The 10,158-nt window shown below is 75.1% G+C and carries 9 protein-coding genes; all 9 read right to left on the bottom strand.

Annotation, left to right across the window (positions count from 1 at the left end; translation table 11 throughout):
* Positions 1-1,019 (bottom strand): hypothetical protein (locus GC722_RS17595; RefSeq protein ID WP_197429775.1); only part of this gene is annotated, 1,019 nt, incomplete at its 3' end.
* On the bottom strand, positions 1,019-1,363 hold the full coding sequence (locus tag GC722_RS04440; RefSeq protein WP_156608292.1) for a hypothetical protein: 345 nt from the start codon (positions 1,361-1,363) through the stop codon (positions 1,019-1,021). The genes GC722_RS04440 and GC722_RS17595, both read right to left, overlap by 1 nt.
* Complete coding sequence (locus tag GC722_RS04435; protein ID WP_156608290.1) at positions 1,360-1,923, bottom strand: hypothetical protein; 564 nt, start codon at positions 1,921-1,923, stop codon at positions 1,360-1,362. Before GC722_RS04435 ends, GC722_RS04440 begins: the two co-directional genes overlap by 4 nt.
* Before the next feature lie 43 nt (positions 1,924-1,966).
* The gene (dcd, locus tag GC722_RS04430) at positions 1,967-2,542 is read right to left on the bottom strand and encodes a dCTP deaminase (protein ID WP_156608288.1); all 576 of its coding nucleotides are present in this window, start codon (positions 2,540-2,542) and stop codon (positions 1,967-1,969) included.
* Positions 2,543-2,582: 40 nt separating this feature from the next.
* Positions 2,583-3,644 (bottom strand): AI-2E family transporter, encoded by a 1,062-nt coding sequence (locus tag GC722_RS04425; RefSeq protein WP_156608286.1) that lies wholly within the window; start codon positions 3,642-3,644, stop codon positions 2,583-2,585.
* A gap of 145 nt (positions 3,645-3,789) precedes the next feature.
* Positions 3,790-5,217: an RDD family protein gene (locus GC722_RS04420; RefSeq protein WP_156608284.1), complete on the bottom strand. Its 1,428-nt coding sequence runs from the start codon at positions 5,215-5,217 to the stop codon at positions 3,790-3,792.
* 135 nt (positions 5,218-5,352) lie between these two features.
* The gene (locus tag GC722_RS04415; protein WP_156608282.1) at positions 5,353-7,767 is read right to left on the bottom strand and encodes a transglutaminaseTgpA domain-containing protein; all 2,415 of its coding nucleotides are present in this window, start codon (positions 7,765-7,767) and stop codon (positions 5,353-5,355) included.
* Positions 7,764-9,149 carry a DUF58 domain-containing protein gene (locus GC722_RS04410; protein WP_156608280.1) on the bottom strand — a complete coding sequence of 462 codons (1,386 nt, stop codon included), beginning with the start codon at positions 9,147-9,149 and terminating at the stop codon, positions 7,764-7,766. Before GC722_RS04410 ends, GC722_RS04415 begins: the two co-directional genes overlap by 4 nt.
* Positions 9,146-10,117 carry an AAA family ATPase gene (locus GC722_RS04405; RefSeq protein WP_156608278.1) on the bottom strand — a complete coding sequence of 324 codons (972 nt, stop codon included), beginning with the start codon at positions 10,115-10,117 and terminating at the stop codon, positions 9,146-9,148. The genes GC722_RS04410 and GC722_RS04405 overlap by 4 nt, the downstream gene beginning before the upstream one ends.
* Positions 10,118-10,158: the final 41 nt, after the last annotated feature.

Below are 10,158 nucleotides of genomic sequence, written 5' to 3'. Positions count from 1 at the left end.
GTGGCGCGGGGGTAGCCAGGGATCTCGTCGTCGGTCCCGATGACGCTGTTGACACCGATCAGGTCCGCATCCAGCCGGGTCTGCCGGGTCGTGCCCTGGGCGTCCAGCCCCTGCCCGTCGGCCGGTGCGGCGGCCGCGACACCGGGATCGGTTCCGGTCGTGAGCAGGGAGGAGGCCCGGTCCATCCGGTTGGCCAGCCCGGTCATGTCACCGATCAGCGCCGTCATCGGCTCGATCGCGTCCTGGACGGTGTCGTCGATGTCGCGCAGGTAGCCCGCGACGAGAGCCCCGACCGCCGCCAGCCACAGCTCCATGGCCAGCCGCAGCCCCTGTTCGATCCCGCGCTGGAAGCCTTCTGCCGTGCCGTCCCAGACGGCACCGATCCCGCCGCCGCTGAAGGCGTCCCCGACACCCTGGACGAAGCCCCCGACCGCCCCACCGGCGGCGGCGCCGGCGATGGTCAGCACCCCGCCGACGACGGCGAGGCCGGCCGAGGCGATGGCGACCAGCGCCTCCCGGCCCAGCCGGGCCACCAGCTCGCGGACCAGCTCGATCACCTCGGCCCGGGCCAGGGCGACCCGGCCGCCGAGCTCGAGGTGCGCGGCGGCGAGGGCGTCGATGGAGGCCGCGGCCGCCAGCACGCACTGCGCCGCCGAACCCAGCGTGGCCCGGCAGGCCTCCGCGGCGAGCCCCTCCCAGCCGCCCAGCTGACCCCCGGCGGAGTCGACGGTGGACGCCTGGGCGCGCACGTGCGCGGCGACCCGGCTGAGCTGGTCGGCGTGGGCCCGGATGGCGCCGGCGTCCCCGGTGAGCGCCTCGATCACCGACTTCCCGGGCACGATGCGGTCCACGATGGCGGTCAGGAACACCGCGGGCAGCTCCGGCAAGGACTCGAAGACGTCGTAGGCCCCCTCGATGCCCTCCAGGGCCGCGTCGAGGAGACCCGGCCGCTCCGGCGTGAGCAGCTCGGTGGCGGCGGAGATGTCGGCCTGGGAGACCGCGGTCCCGGCGGCGGCCATCAGAGCGCCGTTCCCCGGTCCACCGCCGCGGCGCCGGCCTGGGCCGCGCCCGACACCCGGGCCCGCACCAGCTCGGCCGCACGCAGCTCGGTGTCGTCGTAGCGGCGGGCCGACGCCTCGCACCTGTCCGACAGCGACTGCCCGAGGGTGGCCAGGGCCCGCAGCAGGGTCGTGATGCTCTCGGTGTTGGCCGGCTCGGCGTGGGCGGCGGCGCTGCCGACGAGCGCGCCGTACATGCCCGGGTCGGGCGCGGTGACCGACACCCCGCCCAGGCTCGCGGGGACACCGCCCAGCGTGACGCGCGCGGTCTGCAGCTGCGCGGTCTCGACGCGGAAGGTGGTCATGCCCGCTCCCCGCTCAGCGCGCGGCGGAGCCGGTCGGTGCGCTCCCCCTCGGCCCGCCGCCAGGCGCCGGTGAGGCGCGCGGCCAGCAGCTCGGGTCCGGCCCGGAGGGCCTCGGTGCCGGCGCGGGCCAGCAGCAGCCGTCCCCGGCCGTCCAGCTCCACCTCCACGCCCTCGTCCCGACCCGCGAGGACCCACGCGGGGAGCGCGGCGGCGGCGGAGGCCGCCCGGGCGGCGGGTGCGTGGCTCCCCGGGGTGGTCGACGCGGCGCCGGCCGCGGCGAGCTCCGGACGTCCGGGGAGGGGCTGGACGGCCCGGCAGGCGTCGCGGTAGGCGGCCTGGACGGCCGCGGTGAAGGCCGTCGGGGTGGCGGTCAGCACCGCGTGGGTGAAGGTCACCTCCAGCAGGCGACCGAGGGCGTCGACCCGGAGGCGCAGCAGGGGGCCCTCACCGGTCCCGCCGGCGGCTTCCAGCCGGGCGAGGGCTCCTGCGGCCTCCTGCTCGGCGCGACGGGCGCCCTCGGCCAGGCCGCGGCGCAGGGAGTCCAGCACGTGGGGGGTCACGCCCCGACGCTAGACGCGGTGGAGGTCACCCCCGCGGCCAGCCTCAGACCTGGGTGCGGTGGAAGTTGAGGTGCGAACGCGACGGCGTCGGTCCGCGCTGGTTCTGGTAGCGGGAGCCGTAGCCGGTGGAGCCGTAGGAGCGCTCGGCCGGTGAGGACAGCCCGAAGAAGCAGAGCTGGCCGATCTTCATGCCGGGCCACAGCTTGATCGGCAGGGTGGCCACGTTGGACAGCTCGAGGGTGACGTGCCCGGAGAAGCCCGGGTCGATGAAGCCGGCGGTGGAGTGGGTGAGCAGCCCGAGCCGGCCCAGCGAGGACTTGCCCTCCAGCCGCGCGGCGACGTCGTCGGCCAGGGTGACCGTCTCCAGCGTGCTGCCGAGCACGAACTCGCCCGGGTGCAGGATGAACGGCTCGTCGCCCTCCGGCTCCACCAGCCGGGTCAGCTCCGGCTGGTCCTCCGAGGGGTCGATGTGGGGGTAGCGGTGGTTCTCGAAGATGCGGAAGTAGCGGTCCAGCCGGACGTCCACGCTGGACGGCTGCACCATCGCCGGGGTCCACGGGTCGAGCACGATCCGGCCCGACTCGGCGCCGGCGCGGATGTCTCGGTCGGAGAGCAGCATGGCCCGAACACTACTGCCGTGGGGCCGGCCGCCCCCGTGCTCACCGGGGGTTGGAGGCGATGAGGGTGTTGACCCACCGGTTGCGGGGGTCCCCGTCGACCAGCATGGTCTTGACGAACAGCGTGGCGGGCAGCGCGAGCAGGGCGCCGAGCGGGCCGAGGATGAACGCCCAGAAGGTCAGCGACAGGAACGACACCGCGGTGGTGACGCCCACGGCGTCCCCGGTGAAGCGCGGCTGGATCACCGTCTGGACCACGAAGTTGAGCACGGAGTAGACCACGACCACCCACAGCATGGTGGTGACGCCGCCCTCCAGCAGCCCGAGCAGCGCCGGCGGCACCAGCCCCAGGATGAAGCCGATGTTGGGGATGAAGTTGGTGATGAAGGAGACCAGCCCCCACAGCAGCGCCAGCGGGATGCCCAGGAACATCAGCGCGACGACGTCGAGCACGGCGACGATCAGCCCGAACACCGCGGTGACCACCCAGTAGCGGCGGATGCCGACGGCGAAGCTCTCCAGCGCGGCGACGAAGGCGGGGTTGGCGCGCGCCGCCAGCGTCAGCCGGCGCGGCATGTCGACGGAGTCGAAGATGAGGAACAGCAGCACCGTCAGCAGGATCACGAACAGCGAGGTGGCCCCCAGCAGCGAGGACAGGAAGCTCTGCAGCGCCGAGAACAGCGAGCCCACGTTGAAGCCGTCCAGCACCCGCTGCAGCTGGTCGCTGCCGAGACCGAGCCGGGCCAGCTGCGCGAGGGACTCCCGGTAGAGCTGGACGAACTGGGCCTCGTAGGTGGGCATCACGGCGATGAGCTGGCTGATGGACAGCGCCATCGCGGTGACGAGGCCGATCACCGTCACGTAGAGCACGACCAGGCAGATCGCGGCGGCGAGGGCCCGCGGGACCCGGCGGGCGACCATCCAGCGCTGCAGCGGGTGGACCGTGATCACCAGGGTGAGCGCGAGGAACGTCGGCGCCACGATGTCGGCCGAGGCCTTCAGGCCGGCGCAGGCCACCACCGCGGCCGCCACCCCCACCAGCAGCCGCAGCGAGCGGTTGCCGCGCAGCCGGTCGGCGGTGGGCTCGGCCCGGAGGTCACTCATGGGGGCGACAGTATCGGGCCGGACCGCCGCTCCTCCTCGACCGCGGGTCGACGCCCGCGCGGTCCCGGGCAGACCGCGGGGGCTTGCCGCCTGCGTCCGCAGCACTCCGGCGCACCCCCGGGTCCCGGTCGGCTGTCGGGGACGCTCAGCTGCTGAAGACCCGCTTGATCTCCAGCCGGTTCTGGCCGTAGGAGACGAGCTGGCCCTCACGGACCCGGACCACGTCGCCGGGCGCGCAGGGCTCGTACTCCCCCGAGCTGTTGGCGATGGCCGAGCCGTTGGTGGAGCCGCGGTCGACGACGTAGATGCCGCGCTTGTCGACGCCGATGGCGATGTGGGTCTTGGACACCGTCCGGGACTCGTCACCCACCTTCACCAGCTCGGCGTGCTCCTCCCCCGGGCGAGGCTGCGGGTTGCGCCCGATCAGCACCAGCGAGCTGACCGGGATCTGGCGGCCGTCCTCGAGCGCGAGCACCCAGCCCTCGTCGGGGGCGCGGCGGCCGAGGCTGCCGCGGGCCACCACCCGGGTGCCGTCGTCCAGCGGCTCCTGGGGCGGCGGCGGGGTGACCGAGGCGGCGCTGGTGGTGGGGCGCTCGCCCTCGGCGGGACGTCCCCAGCGGGAGCGCTCGTCCTGGGCCGGGTCGGGGGCGGCCTGCGGTGCCGCGGCGGGTGCGGGCGGGGGCGTCCAGGCGGGGGCGACGCTCGGGGTGGCCGGGCCCGCGGGCACCGGGGGCTGCGTGGCGGTGGGCCGCCAGTCGGCCGCGGAGGAGGCGCTGGCGGGTCCGGGCTGGTGCAGCGGGGCCTGCCCCTGCGGACCCGCGGCACCGGCCCCGTACGGGCCCGGTCCCTGGCCGGGCGTCCCCGGGTCGAGCGGGTTGCGGGAGCCGGGCGCCTGGCCGCCGGCGGGCGCCCAGCCCTCGGGGCGGGGCCCGGCCCACTCGCCGGCCGAGGAGGCCGACCCGGCGCTCCCTGCCGAGGACCCCGGCCGGCCGCTGAAGTCGCGCTGCCCGGTGAGGTGGGCGGGCAGGCCGACGGTGGAGCTGGTCGGCGGCGCCTGCCGGCGCGGGGACTGCTGCGCCGGCTGCTCGCGGGAGGGACGGGCCGCCCGCTCCCGGATCACCACGGCGTTGGCCACCTTGTCGTGCCAGCCCTGGCGGCGGACGTCGAGCACGAGCGTGACGACCAGGGCGACCAGACCGATCCCGGTGGCGGTGAGCACGGCCCAGACCAGCTGGCGGAGCAGCACCCGCAGCCAGCCGATCGGGCGGCCGTCCGCGAGCCCGACCAGCTGCAGCTTCATCAGCCGCATGCCGGGGCTGGCGGCGCCGACGGCGAGCATCCACCACACGACCATCGCCCAGAACAGGCTGAGCACGGCGGCGACGACGGACAGCACCAGCAGGGCCTCGAAGCGCTGCACCCACACGGTGACCGAGACCGTGTAGAGGATGCCGATCACCGCGGGGATGAGGTTGTCCACCACCGATGCGGCCAGGCGACGCTCCAGGGGTCCGGCCTCGACGCCGGGAGGAAGCACGGCCGGGACGGGTCCCGTTCCAGCTCCTGCGCTCATCCTCGTGCTCCTCCTCAGGCCGTGGACGTCCCCGCAGCCACCGTGCCGGCGCGGGCCCCCACATGATCCCGCACCCGGGGCGCAGGCACCACTCGACCGGGCCGACCCGCCGGGGCCGGTCCGCGCCGCCCCGGCCTAGCGGCGCAGCGAGGCCGGCGAGAGGGCGGCCCGCAGCCGGCGCCACCAGCTCACCGACTCCCCCATCGAGTGGCGGAGCTCGTCGACGCCCTGCCAGTACAGGTCCACCTGGGCCTGCGAGGGCTGCCGGGGCCCGAAGGTGCTGACGTCGGCCCGCCAGGCCAGGTCGTGCGGGTTGGCCGGGCCCTCCCGCGTGGTCGGGAAGTGCTGCACCACCGTCGCGGCCACCTCCCGGCGGGTGGCGGTGGGGGCGGGGGTGACGCCCAGGTCACGGGCCCGGTCGACGACCTCCGCCCAGCCGCCGGCCACCCGCGCCGAGGTGGTGGCGGCCAGCAGCCGCGCCTTGCGGCGCCGGGCCTTGAGCCCGAGCACGAGGGCCACCGGCAGCCCGAGCAGCAGCAGCGGGATCCCGACGGCCGCGGCCACCAGCCCGACCAGTCCCCAGTCGATGCGGCTGCGGTCGTCCTCGTCGGTCTTGGGCTCCTCCGGCGGGGTGTTGTCCGGCGGCTGGTAGTCGGGGCGCTCCGGGGGCGGAGGCGGGTTGTCCACCTGCGGGCGCGGGCGGGCCTCGCGCTCGGACTCGTCGGGTTCGGGGGCCTGGGACTTGTCGGGGGTCGGGCGCAGGATCACCCAGCCCAGCCCCTCCAGCTGCACCTCGGTCCAGGCGGTGACGTCGCGACCCTTGATGGCGACCTCGCCCGAGGACTCCGGCTGGTAGCCGTACACCACCCGGGAGGGCACGCCCAGCGAGCGGGCGGCCAGCGCCATGGCGACGGCGTACTGCTCCTCGTCGCCGATCATCTGGTCCTCGTCCAGCAGCTGCTGGATGCGGCCGGCGCTGTGCCCGGACGGGGACGGCGCGTCGCCCTCCAGACCGTTGGAGTAGAAGCCGCGGCGCAGCTCCTCCTCCACGGCCAGCAGCGCCTCGCCGGAGGAGGCGCTCCCCGCCGACCAGCGCTGGGCGGCGTCGGCCACCGGGTCCGGCACCGGCTCGGCGGGCGCGAGCTCGGCGTCCCCGGCCTCCGCGGAGCGGATCTGGTCGGTGGTGGGCTCGCGCGGGACCACCACGTCGAGGGTGTAGCTGTCGCCCTCGCGGACGCCCACGGTGGTGATGCCGGTGCCGGAGACCCGGTTGTAGAAGAGGTTCTCGCGGACCTCCTCGCCGCGGGGCGAGGTGAACCGGGCGCGGGTGACCTTGCCGACCGTGGGCAGCCAGACCCCGCTGTAGCCGTTGACGGTGACCGTCACGGTGGCGGCGGTGCCCTCGGTGTCCTCGGGGACGCTGCGGCCCATCCGCTTGAACAGCCCCGAGTCCCGGCCGGCGGACTCCTCGGAGGAGACGTTGAAGGTGATGCCGTCGTAGGTGTCGAGGGTGGCGATGCGGACCGCGGCGTCCTCCGGCAGCCCGGAGAGGGTCAGCAGCGTGTCCTCCTCGTGGTCCTTGATGTTGCCGCGGAAGGACTGCAGCGGGCTCGGGTAGTCCAGCACGTCGAGCGGCGGCTCGACCTCCTCCCGGAGCACGGTGCGGTAGCCGTCGGGCTCCACCAGCGGCGCGCTGGCGCCGGCCACCCCGGCGGCCACGGCGAGGACGCCCACCGCGAGCACCGCCGACTGCCAGCGGGTGGTGCGGCGCTGGCCCAGCAGCGACTGACGGATGGTGTCGCGGCGGTAGGCCGTCCAGGTCAGGGCGACGAGTGCGAACCCGACGCCGACCAGCACCGGCAGGTGGGCCTCGGCGATGCCGAAGGAGATGCCGACGCCGAGCGCGGTCGCGGGTGCGAGCCAGGCGAGGGTCGGCCGGGTGGAGCGCAGCGCCACCGAGGAGCCGACCACACCGGCCAGCAGCATGGTGATCAGCGGCACCACCATCAGCTCGCCGATGCCCTCGACGGGGGCGTCGACGGTGAGCAGCCCCCGCCAGGAGGTGACGACCCCGAAGACGAGGTCGGTCAGCGTCCGCAGCCCGGGCAGCCCGGCGGTCGTCGTCCCCGGCAGGGCGAGGGCCCCGCCGAAGAGCAGGTAGCCGGCGGCCACCAGCACCGCGACCTGCCAGGTGGGGAGCCGGCGCCAGGCACCGAGGACGCCGATCGCCAGCCCGAGCACCGCGCCGCCAAGGGCGGCGACCCAGACCTGGACGCCGCCGAAGGTGAGCTGGAACGTGACGGCCGCCAGGGCCAGCAGCACCAGCAGCGCCCCGGTGTCGACCGCCAGCCGGAGCCAGCGGTCGCGCCCGCGCAGACCGGAGAGTGTGAGCCCCGGCAGCGTGCCGTCGACCTGGTCGAGGGTGAAGCGGGAGGCGGCGAGGTCGGTGGCCTCCGGCAGCCCGGCGGCGCCGGTGCCGCCCAGCCGGCTGCTGCCCCGGGTCGACTGGTCGTGACGGGTGGAACCGTCGTGACGGGTCGGCTGGGTCACAGCGAGGCCCTCCGCACCGCGGGCGGCAGCGCGTCGAGGCTGCCCAGGGTCAGCACGGTGACGTTGGACAGCGTCTGGGTGCTGGTCTCGGCGCCCAGCTGGATCCGCACCGCGAGCACGCGGACGTCGAGGTCGAACAGGGTGCAGGCCCGGCGCAGGTCCGCGGGGGCGGGCTGGGAGCCGGTGACCACCACGGCGACGCTGGCGCCCGGGACGGTGCGGACGCAGGTGCGGACCAGCCCGGGCAGGGTGCCGCGGTTGACCATCGACACCCCGCACAGCTCGTCCAGGGTGCGGCGGGGGCTGATGGCCTTGAGCCGCTGGGTGGAGGTGAGCAGGCTCAGGGTGTTCTCGTCCCGCAGCGACTGCAGGCTGATCGAGCCGGCCACCGACACGGCGAGCTCGAACTCGTCGTCGGAGAGGTAGTCCTCGCCCGCGACGTCGAGGGCGACGGCCACGTGGCTGCGTCGGGTCTCCTCGAACTGGCGGACCATCAGCGTCCCGGTGCGGGCGGTGGAGCGCCAGTGCACGTAGCGGCGGTCGTCGCCGGGGACGTACTCGCGCAGCGCGTGGAAGTTGATGTCGGAGTTCGTCACCTCGCCGGTGGGCTGGCCCTCGAGGTCGCGGATGAAGCCGCCCTGGCGTCCGGGCAGCGGCACCGTCCGGGGGTGGACGTAGAGGTCGATGGCGTCGGTCCACAGGATCTCGCGGCCCATCAGCCGGAAGGGGTCGCCGCGGACCGTGCGCGCCGGGCCGACCCGGATCACCGAGCGACGGACCGTCGGCACGGCGAAGACCTCGTCGTGGCTGGCGCGCCCGCCGAGGGAGGGCAGGCCGAAGCTGGCCAGCCGGCGTCCGACCGGGAGCTCGATCCGGGCCGGCCAGAGCCGGCGGTCGGAGGTGTTCTCGACGCGGAGCTCGCCGAAGGCCCGCTCGCCGACCACCACGCGTCGCGACTGCAGCTCCAGCGAGACCGCGTAGGACTGGCGGCCGAGGGTGAACAGGACGGCCAGCAGCAGCACGACCAGGCAGGCCACCGAGGCGATCCGCAGCTCGGCCCAGCCCAGCCGGCCGCCGGCCCAGAAGGCGAGGGCGGCGACGACGAGCAGCGTCCAGCCGGCGGGGCTGACCCCCAGCAGCCGGTTGACCGCGAGCACCCGTCGTCCGGCCTCCCGGGGCAGCCGGCGCCAGGTGGGCTCGTCGGCGACCTGGACGGTGCGGGTGGCGGTGGCGGTGGAGGTCGCGGAGGCCTCGGTGACACCGGTCGGCTTGGTGCGCGCGGTCGCGGGCGACGGCTGGGCGCCGCCCGGCCCGGGGCGCGGGCCGTCCGCCGGACCGGCGGCACCGCCCGGCGTCGGCTGCAGACCTGGCGGGGCGGTCATGCGGACTGGCGCTCCTGGGGCGGCGGCACCTGGGCCAGCACACGGCCCATCACCTCGTCGGCGGTGACCCCGTTGAACTCCGACTCCGGGTCGAGGATCAGCCGGTGGGCCAGGCAGGGCTGGGCCAGCACCTTGATGTCGTCGGGGACCACGAAGTGGCGGCCCTGCGAGGCGGCCCACACCCGGGACGTGCGCACCAGCGCCAGCCCGCCGCGGATGGAGACCCCGAGCCGGACGTCGGCGGTGCGGCGGGTCTCCTCCAGCAGCCGGGCGACGTAGTCCAGCACGCTCTCCTCGATGTGGACGCCGTTGGCCAGCAGCGCCATCTCGGCCACCGCCTGGGTGGTGACCGCCGGGGCGAGCGCGGCCGAGCGGGGCCGCGAGCCGCCGGAGTAGAGCACGCGCAGGGTGTTCTCGCGGTCGGGGTAGCCGAGCGAGGTCTTGATCAGGAACCGGTCCAGCTGGGCCTCGGGCAGCCGGTAGGTGCCGGCCTGCTCGATCGGGTTCTGGGTGGCGATGACCATGAACGGGTTGCCCACCGTGTAGGGGCGGCCGTCCACGGTGACCCGGGACTCCTCCATCACCTCCAGCAGCGCCGACTGGGTCTTCGGCGAGGCCCGGTTGATCTCGTCGGCCAGCACGATGGAGGCGAAGATCGGGCCGTGGTGGAACTCGAACTGCCCGGTCTTCTGGTCGTAGATGTTGACGCCGGTGACGTCGGAGGGCAGCAGGTCGGGGGTGAACTGGATCCGGCTGCTGGTGCCCTGCACCGTCTGGGCCAGCGCCCGGGCCAGGGTGGTCTTCCCGGTGCCCGGGTAGTCCTCGAGCAGCAGGTGGCCCTCGGCCAGCATGCAGGTGACGGCGAGCTGGACGGTGTGGGTCTTGCCCAGCACCACCCGCTCGACGTTGCGCACGATGGCGGAGAAGCTGTCGGAGAACCAGCGGGCCTGCTCCGGGGTGATGGTCATGTCGTTCCTTCGTCGGGTGGCGGGCGGTCGGTGGTCACCGG

Source organism: Auraticoccus cholistanensis (genome assembly GCF_009742705.1).
Classification (GTDB): Bacteria; Actinomycetota; Actinomycetes; order Propionibacteriales; family Propionibacteriaceae; genus Auraticoccus; species Auraticoccus cholistanensis.
Note: the sequence above shows the minus strand (reverse complement) of the source record. Positions and strands in the feature narration are given on the sequence as shown.

Excerpts from the sequence above, each read along its gene's own strand:
- GC722_RS04420 (WP_156608284.1), bottom strand. The coding sequence starts at position 5,217 with ATGAGCGCAGGAGCTGGAACGGGACCCGTCCCGGCCGTGCTTCCTCCC.
- GC722_RS04440 (WP_156608292.1), bottom strand. The coding sequence starts at position 1,363 with ATGACCACCTTCCGCGTCGAGACCGCGCAGCTGCAGACCGCGCGCGTC.
- GC722_RS04410 (WP_156608280.1), bottom strand. The coding sequence starts at position 9,149 with ATGACCGCCCCGCCAGGTCTGCAGCCGACGCCGGGCGGTGCCGCCGGT.
- dcd (WP_156608288.1), bottom strand. The coding sequence starts at position 2,542 with ATGCTGCTCTCCGACCGAGACATCCGCGCCGGCGCCGAGTCGGGCCGG.
- GC722_RS04425 (WP_156608286.1), bottom strand. The coding sequence starts at position 3,644 with ATGAGTGACCTCCGGGCCGAGCCCACCGCCGACCGGCTGCGCGGCAAC.
- GC722_RS04405 (WP_156608278.1), bottom strand. The coding sequence starts at position 10,117 with ATGACCATCACCCCGGAGCAGGCCCGCTGGTTCTCCGACAGCTTCTCC.